The organism is Muricoccus nepalensis (genome assembly GCF_006438825.1).
Lineage (GTDB): Bacteria > Pseudomonadota > Alphaproteobacteria > Acetobacterales > Acetobacteraceae > Roseomonas > Roseomonas nepalensis.
Genome location: NZ_RCZP01000007.1, coordinates 25,431 through 42,818, shown reverse-complemented (window position 1 = coordinate 42,818; position 17,388 = coordinate 25,431). Strand labels below are relative to the sequence as shown.

Annotated in this window: 11 protein-coding genes; 3 read left to right on the top strand and 8 right to left on the bottom strand. The window is 74.4% G+C overall.

Translation table 11 applies throughout. The annotated features are described in order from the left end of the window. Nucleotides 1–53: 53 nt before the first annotated feature. From EAH89_RS09745 to EAH89_RS09720, 6 genes are all read right to left on the bottom strand, one after another. The gene (locus EAH89_RS09745; RefSeq protein WP_140882625.1) at nucleotides 54–1,490 is read right to left on the bottom strand and encodes a tetratricopeptide repeat protein; all 1,437 of its coding nucleotides are present in this window, start codon (nucleotides 1,488–1,490) and stop codon (nucleotides 54–56) included. Next, entirely contained in the window at nucleotides 1,487–4,372 is a 2,886-nt protein-coding gene (locus tag EAH89_RS09740; protein ID WP_140882624.1) for a tetratricopeptide repeat protein, read from the bottom strand. The genes EAH89_RS09745 and EAH89_RS09740 overlap by 4 nt, the downstream gene beginning before the upstream one ends. After that, nucleotides 4,372–5,205, bottom strand: coding sequence for an endo alpha-1,4 polygalactosaminidase (locus EAH89_RS09735; RefSeq protein WP_140882623.1), 834 nt, complete (start codon nucleotides 5,203–5,205; stop codon nucleotides 4,372–4,374). Before EAH89_RS09735 ends, EAH89_RS09740 begins: the two co-directional genes overlap by 1 nt. Nucleotides 5,206–5,546: 341 nt before the next feature. Continuing rightward, nucleotides 5,547–7,739 (bottom strand): carboxypeptidase-like regulatory domain-containing protein, encoded by a 2,193-nt coding sequence (locus EAH89_RS09730; RefSeq protein WP_140882622.1) that lies wholly within the window; start codon nucleotides 7,737–7,739, stop codon nucleotides 5,547–5,549. A 99-nt stretch (nucleotides 7,740–7,838) separates the two neighbouring features. Next, nucleotides 7,839–9,260, bottom strand: coding sequence for a pyridoxal phosphate-dependent decarboxylase family protein (locus tag EAH89_RS09725; RefSeq protein ID WP_140882621.1), 1,422 nt, complete (start codon nucleotides 9,258–9,260; stop codon nucleotides 7,839–7,841). Nucleotides 9,261–9,354: 94 nt separating this feature from the next. Next, nucleotides 9,355–9,852, bottom strand: a complete 498-nt coding sequence (locus tag EAH89_RS09720) for an RlpA-like double-psi beta-barrel domain-containing protein (RefSeq protein WP_140882620.1) — start codon at nucleotides 9,850–9,852, stop codon at nucleotides 9,355–9,357. Nucleotides 9,853–10,161: 309 nt separating this feature from the next. Here EAH89_RS09720 and EAH89_RS09715 point away from each other — a divergent pair, with 309 nt between their 5' ends. Next, nucleotides 10,162–11,799 (top strand): long-chain fatty acid--CoA ligase, encoded by a 1,638-nt coding sequence (locus tag EAH89_RS09715; protein ID WP_140882619.1) that lies wholly within the window; start codon nucleotides 10,162–10,164, stop codon nucleotides 11,797–11,799. Nucleotides 11,800–11,866: 67 nt separating this feature from the next. Continuing rightward, complete coding sequence (locus EAH89_RS09710; RefSeq protein ID WP_140882618.1) at nucleotides 11,867–13,102, top strand: ABC transporter substrate-binding protein; 1,236 nt, start codon at nucleotides 11,867–11,869, stop codon at nucleotides 13,100–13,102. A 33-nt stretch (nucleotides 13,103–13,135) separates the two neighbouring features. On the opposite strand, the gene EAH89_RS09705 is transcribed toward EAH89_RS09710, so the two are convergent. After that, nucleotides 13,136–14,377, bottom strand: coding sequence for an MFS transporter (locus EAH89_RS09705; RefSeq protein ID WP_161993529.1), 1,242 nt, complete (start codon nucleotides 14,375–14,377; stop codon nucleotides 13,136–13,138). A gap of 190 nt (nucleotides 14,378–14,567) precedes the next feature. On the opposite strand from EAH89_RS09705, the gene EAH89_RS09700 reads away from it, so the two are divergent. After that, a complete protein-coding gene (locus EAH89_RS09700) occupies nucleotides 14,568–15,776 on the top strand; it encodes a M20 aminoacylase family protein (RefSeq protein WP_140882616.1) in 1,209 nt (402 codons plus the stop codon). A gap of 12 nt (nucleotides 15,777–15,788) precedes the next feature. Here the strand turns inward: EAH89_RS09700 and EAH89_RS09695 are convergent, their stop codons facing one another. Then, a complete protein-coding gene (locus EAH89_RS09695) occupies nucleotides 15,789–17,372 on the bottom strand; it encodes an ABC transporter substrate-binding protein (RefSeq protein ID WP_140882615.1) in 1,584 nt (527 codons plus the stop codon). Nucleotides 17,373–17,388 lie beyond the last annotated feature (16 nt).

Below are 17,388 nucleotides of genomic sequence, written 5' to 3'. Positions count from 1 at the left end.
GGCGCCCGCGGCGGCCGGCACCGGGTGCCGTGCCGCCGCGGGCGCCCTTCGCGTCAGAACACCCAGGTGAGCGAGGCGCCGTAGCCCGAGCTCGTGCCGCGGGTCCGCCCGATGTCCTGCACGTAGTTTGCCCGCAGCCGGAACTCGAGGTTGTCCCGGTTGTAGCCCACCGCGGCGTAGACCAGCGGCCCCGCCTTGCCGTAGCGGTCGATGCCGTAGCCGCCCGAGGCCTCGTAGGCGAGGATGCCGTCCGCGATCCGGTTGCCCCACACGCCCGAATAGGTGAGCACGACGGCGTGGACCTCGCGGTCGAGGATCGGCAGCGGCGCGTACCGGGCGCCGCCGCTGTTGAAGCGCTCGCTCCGGTCGAGCACGTACTCGCCGTCGAGGACGTAGGCCGTGGAGAGGCCGCGCAGGCCGCCGAGCCCGGCGAGGCGCGCCTCGCCCGTCACGGTGATGGACCGGGCCACGTCGCCGTCGCCCCGGATGCCGTAGCGGTTCCCCGCGACCTCCAGGCGCAGGCTGACGTCCCGCCCCACGCGCTGGCTCCGGGCCAGGGCGAGGCGGTCGCGGGTCCCGTCCTCGACGATGCTCTGGAGGAAGTCCCAGTTCGGGCGCCGGTACTCGGCGCGCAGGAAGGTGGTGCCGCGGTCGTCGGGCCGCTCCCACCGGATGCCGACGCCCGGCGTGTCGCCGGACAGGAACAGCGATCCCGTCAGCACCTGTCCGTCCAGGCCCGTGTGCTGCCCGTAGATCTCGCCCCGCTGGCGCAGGCCGGAGAAGCTCTCGACGGCGCCGTTCGCCCGCTGGATGCGGTCCGCGTCAACATGGGCGAGGTCGAGCGAGAGGCCGAGGCGCCAGCCGTTGCTCAGGAGCTGGTGCCCGCTGAGCCCCGCGATGACCGCGCTCGTCCTGCCCGCCCCCGTGCCGCCCTCGAGCTGCCGGTACTCGACATCCGCCCGCAGGCGGCTCGCCTGCGCGCGCTCGATCACAGCGATGACGTCGGTGACCGAGGGGTCGCCGGGCTCGAGGCGCAAGGAATCCTGGTAGAGCGCCAGGGCCTGCCGCCAGCGGCCGGTCTGCTGGGCGACCCCGGCGAGGCCGTTCAGCGGCTCCGCGCTCTCGGGCCTCGCCGCCCGCAGCGCCTCGAAGCGGGCGCGGGCCTCCGGCAAGTCGCCGATCTGCGCCCGGAGCTGGGCGGCGAGGAGGTTGAGGCGGAACTCCCCCTGGGCGTCCGGCGCGGCCGGCGGCTCCTCGCTCGGGGCGGGGTCGGGGCTGCCGATGCTGTCGGCGGCGTCGCGGCCGCGCCGCATGGGCAGGCGCGGCCCGTCGGGGCCGAAGGGCAGTTCCTGGTCGCTCCCGGACGCGTCGGCGGGGCGGAGGGACAGGGTCTCGGGCGCGGCCGGCGGCGCCTGCGCGGCCGCCCCCCCCGCCGAGAGGAGGGCGGTGACCAGGAGGCAGCCCGGGAGAGCGCGCGCTTCGCGTGTCATCGGTTTCCTAACACCTCGCGGGCGCGCGGCAGCGCGCCCTGGGCCATGAGCATGGCGACGTAGTCGGCCCGCAGATGGCTGTCGCCCGGGCGCTCCGCGACGAGCTCCTCGTAGAGCCGCTCGGCCTCGCGGCTCCGCCCCACGCGGTGCAGCAGGTTCGCCGCGACCGTGCGGGCGCGGAAGGAGCGGTCGCCGGAGGCCTGCAGCAGCCGGAGGGCCTCGGCGTAGTGCGCCCCCGCCTCGTTGACGGAGCGTTGCCGCGTGGCGAGGTCGCCCAGCAGCATCTGCGCCTCGTAGTCGCCGCCGCCCGCGCGAACGAAGGCCGTGAGGTGCCGCGCCGCGGCCTCCATGTCCTTCCGGTTGAAGGCCAGCACGCCAAGGCGCCGCTGCGCCGCCGCCCCGCCGCCGCCGAGCGCGACCTGCCGCTCCAACGCGCGACGCTCGAGCTCCGGATCCCCCGCCCGCGCGCTGAGCTGGACGAGGCGCTCCGCCCGCTCCGGCGTCGTGGCGCGCGCCAGCGCGTCGCGGAGGGCGGCGGCCAGGGCCGGGCGGTTGTCGAGCGCGGAGAGCGTGGTGATGTGGGCCTCGTGCACCGCGTCGGGCTCGGCGTCCCGCGGCGCCGCGCGGTAGACCGCCGCGGCCCGCGCGGGCGCGCCGTGGTTCACGAGGATGCCCATCCAGGCCGCCAGCTCGGCGCCGCTCGCCCGGCGGGCGCGCGCCTCGATCCAGTCGAGCTGCTCGGCCGTCGGCCGCAGGCCCCAGAGGAAGAGAAGCTGGCGCACGTCGGCGCTGGCGGCGGGCGCGGCGGCGGCGAGCGACCGGAAGATCCGCTCCGCCGCCGCGCGGTTGCCGCTCTCCAGCAGCCGGAACGCGATGCCGCGGCGCTGCGCCGGGGGAAGGTCGGCGCGGCCGCCCAGCCTCGCCCAGAGGGCGTTGACCTCCGCCATGCGGCCGGCCGCGGCGGCCACCTCGGTGAAGGTCCACATCCAGGTCTCGGGATTGTCCTGGGCAAGCTGCCGCAGCACCGGGAGGAGGTCGTCATGCGCCTTCAGCTCGCGCAGCACGGCGATCGCCATGCTGCGCGACGCGGCGTCGGGCGCCTCGAGCAGGCGCCGCGTCCAGGCCTCCCGCAGCTCGTCGCCGACCGGGGCGCCCTCTCGCCAGGCCGGCAGCAGCACGGCCTCGCGGAGCCCGTCGGGGAGGACGGTGCCGGCCGGCAGGCCGCGGAGGCGCTCCAGCGCCTGGCGCGGCCGCCCGGCGTCCACGAGGAGGCGCACCAGCAGCGCGGCGTCGCCCGGCCCGCCGCGCAGCGCGAGAAGCCGCTCGGCCGCCCCGATGGCCAGCCCGTAGGCCCGGGCGTCGGCCGCGAGGTAGACGAGGTCCTGCAGGACGTCCGCGGGCAGGTCGCCGGGGCCGTGCGCCGCCAGCCAGTCCGCGACCGCCTCCGCGCGCCCGGCGGCGCTGGCCGCGACGGCCCAGGCCAGGTCGGCCGCCGGCGAGGGCCGGTCGCGCCGGAGGGCCTCGACGACGGCGAGGCCGCGCTCCGCGAGGCCGGCGCGCGCGTAGATGCCGGCGACCTCCCGGAAGAGGGCGGGCGGGAGGGCCGGGTCGCGCGCGGCGCGGCCCAGCAGCTCGTGCACCCGCTCGCCGCGCCCGAGGCGCGCCTCCACCGCCGCGAGCTGCACGAGGCGGGCCGGGGTGATCCCCTCGGCCCGCGCGCCCGCATCGGCCCAGCGGCGCGCCGTCGGCCGGTCCTCCAGCGCGAGGAAGATCCGCGCCGCGAGGACCGGGTCGTCCTCCAGGATCCGGTCCCCCTCCGTCGCCAGCAGCTGCTTGAGCACGTCGATGCGCCCGGCCCAGAGCGCCTTGTCGGCGAGGCGCGCGAGCAGGTCGCGCGGCACCGCGCTGGTGCCAGCGCGGTAGGCCGCGGCGACGGCGCGCTCCACCTCCTCGGCGTCGAGGGCCAGGCGGAGGCGCATCAGCGCGGCCGGGCGGAAGTCGGTGTCGAGCCGCTCCAGAAGCTCGAGCCCGGCGGCGGGGTTGCCCACGTCGTGCAGCGCCTGCGCGAGCACGGTGAGGACGTCAGGGTCAACGCCGGGACGCGCGAAGGGCTGGAGGAGGGCGACGGCGAGGTCCGGCCGCCCGCCCCCGCCGAGCGCCCCCGCCAGCACCGCCACCCAGCGCGTCGGCTCGGGCTGCGCGGCGAGCCACGCACGGGCGCGCAACAGGGCGGGCTCGGGCTGCCGCGCGGCGAGCAGCATGGACATCTCGAGGGCGACGATGCTCGCCTCCATGTCCTCCGGTCGGTCCCGCTCAAGCTGGCGGAGCACCGCCGCCCCCGCCCGCGGGTCGCCGGCCGCCGCCTCAAGCCGCGCCAGGGCGAGGTAGTCCTCCCGGTCCCCGCCGAAGCGGGTGACGAGCACGCGCAGCGCCTGCCGCTGCCCCGCCGCGTTGCCGCGGGCCGCGTGGAGCGCGGCGATCTCGCGCGCGCGGCTGAGCGTGGGCGAGAGGTCCTGCAGCCGCTCCAGCGTGCGGACGAGCCCGTCGGTGCGGCCGATGGAGCGCTGGATCTCCTCGAGCGCCCGCAGGGCCGCGGCGTTGCGCGGCCGCTCCGCGACAAGGTCCTCGTAGAGCCGCGCCGCCCCGGCCATGTCCCCGTTGTCGATGCGCGCGCGGGCCAGCGCGCCGATCGTCGCGAGGGTCCGGTCGCCCGCGCCCACGCGCGCCTCGAGCATCGAGAGCGCCTGCCCGGTCCTGCCGGCGCTCAGCTGCAGCAGCGCCAGCTCCCGCCCTCGTGGCATGAGGACCATGCTCAGCGCGACCGCCCCGACGCCGAGCGCGAGGACGGGAAGGAGGGGCTGCTTCTGGATCAGCGCGCTCATCAGGCCTCCGGCACGATGCGGGTGAGGTCGAAGGTTCCGACATAGGGCACGAAGCCGCGCTCCCTCGCCTCCGCGTAGAGGCGCGCGATGCCCGGCAGGTCCTCCATGTCCCAGTAGTCGAGCGAGAAGAGGCGAAGGCGGCGGTCCCGCCGGTACGCCTCGTCCATGCGGTCGAGCTGCCAGCGGTAGTCGGCGTCCGTGACGAGGCTGTACGTCCCTGCGCGCGCGTCGAAGGTGGAGCGCACGGATTCGCCGAGCAGCATGTCGAACTCGCCGGCGATGCGCGGGAGGACGGCGTAGCCCCGGTTGATCATGACCGGCCGCTTGGGGAAGCGGCGGCGCACAGCGCGCGCGAGCTCCGCCGCGCCGTCGATCATGCCGGCGAAGCGCGCGGCGTCCTGGCGCTCGAGCGCCTCCGCCGTGTCCAGCGTGTCGAAGAAGAAGCCCTGGAAGCCCGCGGCGAGGACAGGCGGGAGAATCTCGTCGAGGAGGCGGTCGCGCCAGCGGGGCGAGCGCATGTCCACCATCCTGGCGTCGGGCCAGACCGGGCTCGGGTCGAGCAGCACCCCGTCGCCGGCGAGCGCCGCCGCGTAGGAACGCCCGCCATGGACCTCGCCGAGGCTGATGTAGCCAAGTCGGAGACGGTCCCGGCGGGGAGGCGGCAGGCCCGCGACATCGCTGTCCAGCACCGCGATGTCGTAGGCGTTCACCGCCTCGGTGAAGGCACGGTCGTAGCAAACGACGAAACGGCGGTTGCGCAGGCGACGGTTCGCGGCGGCGGCCCGGCTGGCAGCCAGGATCATCGGGGCCGCGAGGGCCAGGCCGGCCACCATCGGCAACCTCGTCCTGGCCGAAGCCGTGAGCGACCGCGCGGACGCCAACCGACCCTCCTTGCAAACCCCTAACAAATAAGCCTGTAAGTAATAAAATCTGTCAATGCTGAGTTCGGCGCCGCATTATCAACCTCAAGTTGCGCGATCAATTCCAAAATCCGTTAGCTCCGTGCGTTCGCCGAAGTATTTCTATCTTTCCGGTCAGTACTCGCTTGGCGCACGCGTGCTCCCTCAAGAGGACCGCAACGCGAAAGGCCGGGCCGCCCCAGGGGAGCGACCCGGCCTTCTCGATCACCGAAGGGTGGAAGCCCCTTCGTCGCCTTGCTGCGCGAGGCTTCGCGCTACCGCGCCAGCGGGTCCGGCCTCATCTGCACGCGGAAGACGCGCGGCCGCTCGCCCGCGCCGGTCTCGTGGTGGAAGGGCGCGCGCGTGCCGGTGGTGGTCCAGACGCCGCGGCCGCGCCATCCGGTGTTGGGATCGTCGATGCGCCCGTCGACGTTCTTCGTGAAGAACCCCGCGGGATAGGGCACGCGAAGCTGGTGCAGCCGGCCGTCAACGAGCACGGTCAGGGATTCGCTGCCGTTGGTGCTCGCGATCGGCACGTCGTTGCCGAGGCCGAGCGTGTTGAAGCGGTCCACCCAGACGTAATAGGCGTGGTCCGCGCTGCCGGCCGGGTCGACGCCCGCGAATTGCGGGCCGGGGAAGCGGTGGAGCGTCCAGCCCTCCTCGCATTGCCGACCCGTCACGGCGTTCGGGCCCGTCAGCGGCGCGGTGCACTTCGAGCGGTCGAAGCTCGCGAGGTGGCCGCTCGCGAGCGTGGTCCAGACAACGCCCTTGCTGTCCACGTCGATCCCGCGCGGGCTGAAGCTGCTCGGCGGCGGCTGAAAGATCTCGGTCAGTCCCGTGGTCGCGGGGTCGCTGCCGGGGATGAAGCGGATGAGGTAGCCGGGCTGTTCGACGCGCGAGAAGCCGCTGTCCATCGACTGGCCCCAGATGGAGCCGTCGGCCGGGCTGGGCTGCACGCCGTAGAAGCCCGCGATGATGCGCTTCTGCTTCGCGGGGTCGAGCGGCGCGTTCGCCTCGACGTAGTCGCCGCGCCGTCCCCAGCCCGGCACGTCGATCACCATGGGCGCCCAGCCCTGCGAGGACCGCGCGTCCCGCGTCTCGAGGAAGCGCCGCGTGTTCAGCCAACCGACCGCGCCGCCCGTCGGCCCGCCCCAGCTCGTCCAGAGCGTGTGGTCGGGGTCGTAGCCGAAGTAGAGGTGGTGCGTCTGGAAGCAGGTGTCGATGAGGTCGAAGCGCCCCGTCGCCGGGTCGTAGACCGAGAGCTGCCGGCCCGAGGCCGGGAGCGGCGCGATCCGGGCCGAGGGATGGTCGCCGCCCGCCTTGCACCAGTCGGGCTGCGCCTCGGCCGGGCGGATGCGGGCGGCGAACCAGACCAGCCCGCGGTGGTCCATGATAAGGTTGTGGTTGCTCGTGTGCCCGTCCCAGATCGCCCGGTCTCCCCAGAAGGGCGAGGGGCCGCGCGGCTCGTCGGCGGCGCTCGGCGTCTCCGGATGGGCGATGGGGTGGCGGATCTTCCAGGCGCGGTGCGTGACGGGGTCGAGCACGGGCACGTCGTCCGTGGATTCCTCGGGCGAGCCGTAGATGAGGCCGCGCGGGTAGAGCGTCGGGTCGCGCTTGTCGGTCGAGATCGCGTCGTGGAGATAGGTCGTCGGCTCCGCCCAGTCCCAGAGCGTGACCACCATGTTGCGCGCCAGTCCTTCGGGGCGCCGCGGCTGCTCGGCCGGCAGCTCGCCGTGCGCGACGCGATCGGTCCAGTCCGCGAACTGCGCGATTCCGTGCTGCGGCCCGAGCCGCCCGATGGACACGGCCATGCCGCCCATGGCCTGGCCGGACTGGATGCGGCGGAACCACATCTCCTCGGAGCTCGCGAACTCGCCGAGCTCGCGGCGCGGCTGGCGGATGTTCAAGCTCCCCAGTGCGTGGCAGGACTGGCAGGACTGCTTGACGGTGTCGACCCAGGCGTTCTGGCTTCGCATGAACTCGGGAATGCCGTTGCCGCCCGCGCCGTCGCCGGTGCCCGGGAACTGGTCGGCCGCCGGGATGCGCAGCATCGAGTACCAGTACATCCCCGGGTAGTACCAGGCGGCCGCCGCCGGCGTCGGCGCCGGGGTCGCCGCGAGGTCCAGCGCCCGGCCAGGGGTGCCGTCCACGCGCGGGCCGTCCACCAGGCCGTAGCCGCGCACCCAGACCTTGTAGGCGCCGCCCGGCAGGTCGGGGATGAGGTAGCGGCCGCGCTCGTTCGTCACGACGATCTTGGCGAACTTCGTGGGCAGGTCGGTGGTCTCGGCGATGACCCAGACGCCGGCCTCGGGGCCGTTCGGGCCGGTGACCACGCCGCCGATGTCGGTGGCGCCGATCTCCACGCCCGCCGGCGGCGATCCCTGCGCGCGGGCCGCCATCGGGGCGGCGGCGAGCATGGCGGCAAGCACCGCGGCGGGCAGGGCCGCCGCGCGTTTCACGTCAGTCATGGTTCGACCTCCGGCGCCGCCTTCGGGTGGGGCGGCTTCGGGCGCGACCCTAGCAGCGGCGCGGGGCGGGAAGGCAAGGGAATCGCGCGGGGCGCTACCTCACGCGGCGGCGCTGCCGACGGCCTCCTGCATCGCCTGCCAGAGCGCGGCCACGTCCGCGCGCTCGGTCGGCTCGGCGCCGACGGAGACGCGCACCATCCAGCGGCCCTCCAGCACGGCGGGGGTGACGTAGGCGGCGCCGGACGCGTTCAGCGCCTCGGCCCAGCGCAGGGTGTGGCGGTCCAGCGCCTCCCCCTCGAGGCCGGCGGGCGCGTGCTCCAGGCAGACCGTCTGCAGCACGACGGGCGCGAGCACGCGCCAGCCCGGCGCGGCCGCGGCCTGCTCGGCCAGCCAGCGCGCGTTCTCCATGTCCCGCCGCAGCCGCGCGCGCAGCGCCGCGACGCCGCCCTCCCTCAGCACGAACCAGAGCTTCAGCGCCCGGAAGCGCCGCCCGAGCGGGATGCCCCAGTCGCGCAGGTTCTTCACCTCCCCGTCCACCGCGCTCTGCAGGAAGCTCGGGTTGGTGGACATCACGCGCATGAGGTGCTGCGGGTCGCGCACGAAGTAGAGGGAGCAGTCGAAGGGCACGCCGAGCCACTTGTGCGCGTTCAGCACGAGGCTGTCCGCGCCCTCCACGCCCTCCCACATCCAGCGGCACTCCGGCAGGATCATCGCGCTCCCGGCCATGGCGGCGTCGACGTGCAGCCAGAGGCCGTGGCGGCGCGTCACCGCCGCGACGGCGCCGACGGGGTCAAGCGCCGTGGTCGCCGTGGTGCCGGTGGTCGCGACGACGGCGCAGGGGCGGAGGCCGCGCGCGAGATCCTCCCCTACCATCGCATCCAGCGCGTCGGCGCGCATCGCGCCGGCCTCGTCGGTCGGGACCAGGCGCACCCCGTCGCGCCCGATGCCCACGAGGAGCGCCGCCTTGTCCACGGAGCTGTGGCTCTGCGCGGAGACGTAGACGATGAGCGGGCTCGCCTCCGCCTGCAGCCCGCCGCGCGCCATGGCGAAACCCGTCGCCCGCTCCCGCGCGCAGATGAGGGCCACCAGCGTGCTCGTGGAGGCCGTGTCCTGGATGACGCCGCTCCAGGCCTCCGAGAGGCCGACCATCTGGCGCACCCAGTCGGTCACCACCTCCTCGAGCTCCGTCAGCGCGGGCCCGGACTGCCAGGAGAGGCCGACGACGCCGAGCCCCGTGCTCACGAGGTCGCCGAGCACGCCCGCGAGCGGCGCGTTGGCAGGGAAGTAGCCGAAGAAGCGCGGCGACTGCCAGTGCGTGACCCCGGGCATGACGAGGCGGTCGAGGTCCGCCAGCACCGCCGCCATGCCCTCCGGCAGCTCCGGCGGCGCAGCCGGCAGCGCCGCGCGGATTTCGCCCGGCGCGACCCGCGACCGCACGGGATGGCGGGCGATGTCCCGCCGGTAGTCGGCGATCCAGTCGATGAGCTGGTGGCCGGTCGCGCGGAACTCGTCGGGCGTCATGCAGGGCCTTCGGCAAGGGATGCCGCCCGGGAGGGCGGTGCGGCGATCCTCGCGCGCTTGCCGCGCGGGCGGCAAGGAGGGGACCGCCCGCCGCTCAATCCTCGGGGCGGGCGCTGACGGGCGGCGCGGCCTGGGTTCCGGCGAGGCGCGTGCCCTCCCCCAGGCGGATGGTGCCGTCGGGCTGCGGCACCGCGAGCGGCGCGACGAGGATCTGCGCGCTGCCGCCCGTGACGCCCAGCGCGCGCGCGACGGGCGGCGTGATGTCGAGCAGGCGGCCCGCGCTCGCCGGCCCGCCGCCCAGGATCTGCACGAAGGTCGAGCGGCCGTTCTCCACGTTCTGCACGCGCGCCGTCGTGCCCTGCGGCAGCACGCCGCTGACGCCGAGCGCGGGCACGGAGGCGAGCGCCGGGTCGTCCAGCACCCGGGCCTGCGTCTGGCGCGCCTTGCCCGAGCGGTCCACGGGCGCGCGCGGCGGCGGGCGTGGCGCGATCTCGATGACCGTGCCGCCCGGCTCGCGCGCGGACGCGACCGGCGCCGCCTGGATCAGGCCGGCCACCGCCAGGATCATGCCCGCTGTTTTGCGAAGCGTCATCTCTCTGCTCTCAGGCCCATCAGTGCCCGGTGAGGAGCGATCCCTTCATAGCGTTCTTCGGTTGCCGCGCGCAGGCCCGCGCGCGGCGAAGACCCGCCGACGGCGCGCGACGGGCATCATCGGCCATCACGTCCGCGTGATGCATTCGGTGCCCTTCAACGACGAGGCCGGCGCGGCCCCTTGGCAAAGACCTTGCTCTTTCGTTCCAGGGCTGCTGTGATTTCGTACCAGGGGCCCTGCCGCCGTTGCAGCGCGGCCCCGGAACAAGAACGACGGGGTGGCGAAGCCCCGCATGGGGAAGAGACAAGCATGCGCGGCATGATGATGGACGTGCCCCTCCTGACCACGTCGATCATGCGCCACGCGGCCGAGTACCACGGCGACACCGAGATCGTCTCCCGCCTCCCCGACGGAAGCATCCACCGCACGGACTACGCGCGCACCTGGCGCCGCTGCGGCCGCCTGGCGCGGGCGCTGGTCGCGCTCGGGCTGTCGGGGGGTGACCGCGTGGGCACGCTCGCGTGGAACGGGCACCGGCACCTCGAGCTCTACCACGCCGTCGGCGGCGCGGGGATGGTCTGCCACACGATCAACCCGCGGCTCTTTCCGGAGCAGATCGCCTACATCATCGACCACGCCGGCGACAGCGTCCTCTTCGTCGATCCCGGCTTCGTGCCGCTGCTCGAGGGGCTGCTCGACCGCCTCGCCCGCCCGCCGCGCGTGGTCGTCCTGGCGGACGCGGCGGGCATGCCGGCCTCGTCCCGGCTGCCGGGCCTTCTCTGCTACGAGGACCTCCTCGCCGAGGCGGCGGAGGATTTCGACTGGCCCGACCTCGACGAGAACACGGCCTGCTCCCTCTGCTACACCTCGGGCACGACGGGCGAGCCGAAGGGCGTGCTCTACAGCCATCGCTCCGCCGTGCTGCACGCCATGGCCATCGTGGCGCCCGACGTCTTCGCGCTCTCGGCGCGCAGCGTGGCCATGCCCGTCGTGCCGATGTTCCACGTCAACGCCTGGGGCCTGCCCTACGCCGCGCCGATGGTCGGCGCGAAGCTGGTGCTGCCCGGGCCGAAGCTGGACGGCGCCAGCCTGCACGCGCTGATCGAGGAGGAGGGCGTCACCTTCACCGCCGGCGTGCCGACGGTGTGGATGGCGCTGCTCAACTGGATGGCGGAGAACGGGCGGCGCTTCGGCCCGCTGCAGCGCGTGATCATCGGCGGCTCCGCCTGCCCGCCCGTCATGATCGAGCGGTTCCGCGCCCACGGCGTCCACGTGGTGCACGCCTGGGGCATGACGGAGACGAGCCCCCTCGGCGCCGCGAGCACGCCCAAGGCGAAGCACGAGGGCTGGCCGGAGGAACGCCTGGCGGAGCTCGCCGCCAAGCAGGGCCGGCCGCTCTTCGGCGTCGGGCTTCGCGTCGTGGACGGGCAGGGCCGCGAGATCGCGCGCGACGGCACCGCGCATGGCAGTCTGCTCGTGCGCGGCCCCTGGGTCGCGTCCGGCTACTTCCGCCAGGAGGGCGCGCCTGCCTTCGCCCATCCCGGCTGGTTCGAGACGGGCGACGTGGTGACGATGGACGAGGACGGCTACGTGCAGGTCGTGGACCGCACGAAGGACGTGGTGAAGTCCGGCGGCGAGTGGATCGGCAGCATCGAGCTCGAGAACATCGCCCTCGCCCATCCCGCCGTGCGCGAGGCGGCGGTGGTGGCGCGCCCCGACGAGCGCTGGGGCGAGCGGCCGCTTCTCGTGCTGGTGCTGCACGAGGGGCAGTACGTCACTTGGGCGGAGATGGCCCGCTTCTACGAGGGCAAGATCCCGAAGTGGTGCATCCCCGACGCGATGGTCGTGGTGGAGGAGCTCCCCCATACCGCCACGGGCAAGCTCCAGAAGGCGCGCATCCGCGACATGCTGCGGGCGGGCAAGCTGCCGCCCGCGCTGACCTCCTGACGCGCCGGGCGTTCAACAGCGGCCGCCGCCGGCACGAAGCGGCGCCGCAAGGGAAGGAAACGGGACCATGACCACCATCGTGAGGCGCGCCTTGCTGGGAGCCGCCGGCGCCACCGCCCTCCTGCCGCGCGCCATGGCGCAGCCGCGCGCGCCCAGGCCCATCCGCATCGGCGTGCTGACGGACATGTCGGGCCCCTACCGCGACCCGACCGGCCCCGGCTCCGTCGCCTGCGCGCGCCAGGCCGTCGAGGAGTTCATGGCCGCCAACCCCGGCATCATGGTGGAGGTGCTGCAGGCCGACCACCAGAACCGGCCGGATGTCGGCAGCGGCATCGCCCGCCAGTGGTACGACACCGAGGGCGTGGACATGATCCTCGACGTGCCGACCTCCTCCGTCGCGCTGGCGGTCGCCGCCGCGGCGCGGGAGAAGGACAAGGTCTTCGTGAATTCGGGCGGCGCGGTGGTGGAGCTCACGGGCTCGCAGTGCTCGCCCAACACGGTGCACTGGACCTACGACACCTGGATGCTCGCAAAGTCCACGGGCGCCGCCCTCACCCGGGCCGGCGGCGACAGCTGGTTCTTCATCACGGCCGACTACGCCTTCGGCCACGCGCTGCAGCGCGACACCTCCGCCTTCGTGGAGGCCGCGGGCGGGAAGGTGCTGGGCGGCGTGCGCTACCCCTTCCCGCAGACGACCGACTTCTCCTCCTTCCTCGTGCAGGCGCGCGCCAGCCGGGCGAAGGTGCTCGGCCTCGCCAACGCCGGGACCGACACGGTGAACTGCGTGAAGCAGGCGCGCGAGTTCGGGCTCACGCGCCAGGCGAAGCTCGCGACGCTGCTCATGGCGATCGCCGACGTGCACGCGCTCGGCCTCGAGACCGCGCAGGGCCTGCTGCTGACGGAATCCTTCTACTGGAACCTGAACGACCGCACCCGCGCGCTGGCCGCGCGCGCACGGCCGAAGCTGCCCGGGAACATCCCGATGGGCATGATCCAGGCGGGCTGCTACGCGGGGGCGCTGCACTACCTCAAGGCCGTCGCCAACATGGGCGTGGCGGAGGCGAAGCTCTCCGGCCGCGCGACGGTGGAGCGGATGAAGGCCATACCGACGGACGACGACGCCTTCGGCCCCGGCCAGATCCGGATGGACGGGCGCAAGATCCACCCGTCCTATCTCTTCGAGGTGAAGAGCCCGGCCGAGCAGACCGCGCCGGGCGACTACTACAAGCTCGCCGGCACCACGCCCGCCGAGGAGGCCTTCCGCCCGATGTCGGAGGGCGGCTGCCCCCTCGTCCGGACCTGAGCGGGCGGGGCGCCGGCCGCGCGCCGGCGCCCCTCAGGCCATCGCCGTCGCCCGGATCGGCCCGCGCGTGGCCCAGTTCGCGGCGACGGCGCCGAGGCCGACGAGGATCATCACGGGCCAGAAGGCCGCGTAGCTGCCGGTCTGCTGCAAGAGCACCGCCCCGGCACCCACGCCGAGGAAGCCGCCGATCTGGTGGCTGAAGAAGCACACGCCGTAGAGCGCGCCGAGGTCGGCCACCCCGAAGCGCCGCGCGATGGCCGCGGCCGTCAGCGGCACCGAGCCGAGCCAGATCGAGCCGAGCACCGCGGCGAAGAGCAGCGTGCCCCATTCCGTCACGGGCAGGACCGCGAAGAGCGCGATGGCGAGGCTGCGCGCCAGGTAGATCGCGCCGAGCGCCACCTCCGGCCGGATGATGCCGCCGAGCTTGCCGCAGAACCAGGAGCCGGGGATGTTGAACAGCCCCACCAGCATCAGCGAGGTCGCGCCCAGCCAGGGCGGCATGCCGCAGAGCGCGAGATGGGCCGGCAGGTGCGCGGTGAGGAAGGCGAGCTGGAAGCCGCAGGCGAAGAAGCCGAGGGTCAGCAGCGCGAAGTCGCGGTGCCCGAGCGCGTTCCGGGCCAGCTCCGGCAGCTCAGAAACGCCGCGGGTGGGCGCGGCGGGGTTGCGGGGCGCCCATTCCAGCACGCGCGCGGCAGGGATGATGAGCATCGCCGCCAGCGCCATCGCGCCCAGCGCGGAGGCCGCGCCGAACCAGCCGATGCCGAACTGCGCGTAGGGCACCAGCAGCGCCTGGCCGACCGAGCCGCCCGCGGCCGCGATGCCCATCATGCTCGCCCGCCGCTCCGGCGTCGCCGCGCGGCCGACGGCGGCCATCACGCTGCCGGTGCCGGCGCAGCCCACGCCGATGCCCGTCATGAGGCCGATGCCGAGAAGGGCGGTGATCGCCGAGGGATGGATCGCGACCAGCCCGAGCCCGGCGACGTAGAGAGCCCCGCCGAAGGCCGCGACGCGCCCCGCGCCGTAGCGGTCCCCGAACGCGCCCGTCACCGGCTGGGCGATGCCCCAGGTGAGGTTGTGCAGCGCGACCGCCATGCCGAGGGTGACCGCCGGGATCCCCTCCTCGGCGCCGAGCGGCAGCAGGAAGAGGCCGTAGGTTTGGCGGATGCCCATGGACATCGAGGCCGCCACCGCCGCGGCGACCACCACGGCCCAGATCCCTGGGTTCCCGATCGCGGTCGTCGCGGCGCCGCTGCCCCGGCCGCTGGCGTTCCTCATGGCGTCGCTTCCCGTTCCTGGCGCGTCCTCTTCCGGCGAAGCTTGGCGCCGATCGCCCCTACGGCGCCAGTCCCCGGCCCCTCCGCCCGGCGCAGCCCTCCCATGCCGCCCCGCCGGCCCTTGGCAGCCCCGCCGCCCCGCCGCATCCTCCCCCCGACGCCGAGCCCCCAACGCCGAGATGGAGCCCCCGATGGACGACGCCGCCCTCGACCGCATCCGGGCCCTCCAGCCCGAGCTTGCCGCGATACGCCGGGACATCCACGCCCATCCCGAGATGGGCATGGAGGAGGCCCGCACCGCCGCGCTGGTGGCCGAGACCCTGCGCGGCTGGGGCCTGGAGGTGACGGAGGGGATCGGGAAATACGGCGTCGTCGCGACGCTGAAGGGCCGCGGCGCCGGCCAGCGCGCCATCGGGCTGCGCGCGGACATGGACGCGCTGGCGATCGAGGAGGCGACGGAGCTTCCCCACGCCTCCACCAACAAGGGCGTCATGCACGCCTGCGGCCATGACGGCCACACCGCCATGCTGCTCGGCGCCGCGCGGCACCTCTCGCAGAACCCGGATTTCGGCGGGACCGTCCAGTTCATCTTCCAGCCGGCCGAGGAGGGCCGTGGCGGGGCCAAGGCGATGCTCGCCGACGGCCTCTTCGAGCGCTTCCCGGTGGACAGCGTCTACGGCCTGCACAACGAACCCGGCCTGCCGCTCGGCCAGTTCGCCATCCGCCCCGGCCCGGCCATGGCGGCGGGCGACCGCTGGGTGGTGACCTTCCGCGGCACCGGCGGCCACGGGGGCGCCGCGCCGCACCTCGCGACCGACGTGGCCGTGCTCCAGGCGCAGTTCGTCATGGCGCTGCAGACGGTGGTGGCGCGCAACATCGCGGCGGTGGAGGCGGCCGTGATCAGCGTCGGCGCCATCCACGGCGGCTCGATGGCCTCCACCAACGTCATGCCGTCCGAGATGGTCATCGGCGGCACCGCCCGCTCCTACACCACCGCCGTCCGCGACACGATGGAGCGGCGGATGCGCGAGCTGGCCGACGGCCTCGCCGCCTCCTTCGGCTGCACGGCGGCGGTGGAGTACGACCGGCGGGGCGAGGCGCTGGTGAACCACGCCGAGCAGACCGACGTCGCCATCGCCGCGGCCGCGGCCCTCGCCGGGGCGGAGAAGGTGGAGGGCAACGCGCCGCTGATCACCGGGGGCGAGGACTTCTCCCTCATGCTCAAGGCCCGGCCCGGCGCCTTCATGTTCATGGGCATCGGCGCCGGCGGGCCGAGCTCCGAGGGGCTGCACACGCCGACCTACGACTTCAACGACGACGCCATCCCGCTCGGCGTCGGCTACTGGGTGAGCCTGGTGGAGCGGGAGCTCGGCACCCTCGGCGACCGCTCCCGGGCCTGAGGGCGGCCGCCCTCAGCGGGCGGGGCGCAGGTCCTGGGCGAGGGTCATCTCGTCCGCCCGCGGCGTGTGCGCCAGGCCCTGGCGCATCGCCCAGACGTTCTTCTGGATGTGCAGCGGGATCCAGGCGACGTCGCGCGCGGCGATCCGCGTCGCCTCCTGCATCAGGGCCTCCCGCGCCTCGTCGTCGGCGGTTCCCATGGCGCGGGCGAGCACCGCGTCGAACTCGGGGTTGGAGTAGGAGGTGCGGTTCACCGTGCCCCAGCCCCGCTCCATGTCGCGCGTGCCGAGCAGCCCGCGCAGGCCCGAGGAGGGCTCCCCGTTCGAGTTGGCCCAGCCGCCGAGCGACATGGAGTTGTCCAGCCGCGTCGTCCGCTGCACGAGGGTCGCGAAGGGCATCACGTCCACCTTCGTCCTCACGCCGATCCGCGTCCACATCTGCCCGATGCTCTGCGCCACCTGCGCGTCGTTGACGTAGCGGTCGTGGGAGGCGATCAGCGTGATCGTGAAGCCCTGGGGGTAGCCGGCCTCGGCGAGCAGCCGGCGCGCCCGCTCCGGGTCATGGGGCGGCGGCGGCAGGTCGGGGACGTGGCCATAGGCGCCGGGCGGCATGAACTGGCCCGAGGGGATGGCCGCGCCCGACATGGTGCGCTCCGCGATCGCCGCGCGGTTGATCGCGATGGAGAGGGCCTGGCGCACGCGGAGGTCGAGCAGCGGGTTGCGCGCCAGCGGCTCGCCGTTCGGCCCGGAGACGAGCGGCGTCTCCGTGCGGAAGTCGGCGCGGAGGTAGATGGAGCGGAAGCTCACCGTCTCGGAGAGGGTGACGCGCGGCTCGGCGCGCAGGCGGACGAGGTCCGCGGTCGGCACGGCGTCGATGAAGGCGACGTCCCCCGCCCGCAGCGCCGCCACGCGCGCGCCGTCGTTCGGGATGATCCGGTAGTTCACGCGCGCCCAGGCCGGCGCCTCGCCCCAGTAGCGGTCGTTCCGCTCCAGCTCCACGCGGTCGCCGTGGCGGTAGGCGAGGAGGCGGAAGGGGCCCGTGCCGATGGCGGCGCGGCCGCTGTTGAAGTCGCTCGTCAGGTTGTTCTCGCCGAGCCCGTGCCAGATGATCGCGATCTGCGAGAGATCCGCCGGGAGCAGCGGGTAGATGCCCGCGGTGCGGAAGCGGATGCGGTGCGGGTCCACCACCTCCACCTCCTGGATCGCCTTCGTGAAGACGGCGAAGGAGCCGGGGCTGTTCACCACGCGCGGCACGTGGTCGATCGTGTAGGCCACGTCGGCCGCGGTGAAGGGCGCGCCGTTGTGGAAGAGGACGCCCTGCCGCAGCGCGAACTCCCAGGTGCTGCTGTCCACGAGCCGCCAGGATTCCGCGAGGCCGGGCACGAGCCGTCCCCCCGCGTCCCGGTGGACGAGGTTGTCGAAGACGTGCTGCGCGAGGGCGGAGTTGGGCGTCAGCGTGTAGAGGTGCGGGTCCATCGAGGTGGGCGGCGCGCCGACCGCGAGGTCCAGCACCTCCGGCCCGGCTGCGGCGGCGGGGCGGTGGAGGGCAGGAAGCAGGCTCGCGGCCAGGAGCAGGCCGCGGCGGCGGATGCGGGGCATCGGTTGCTCTCCTCGG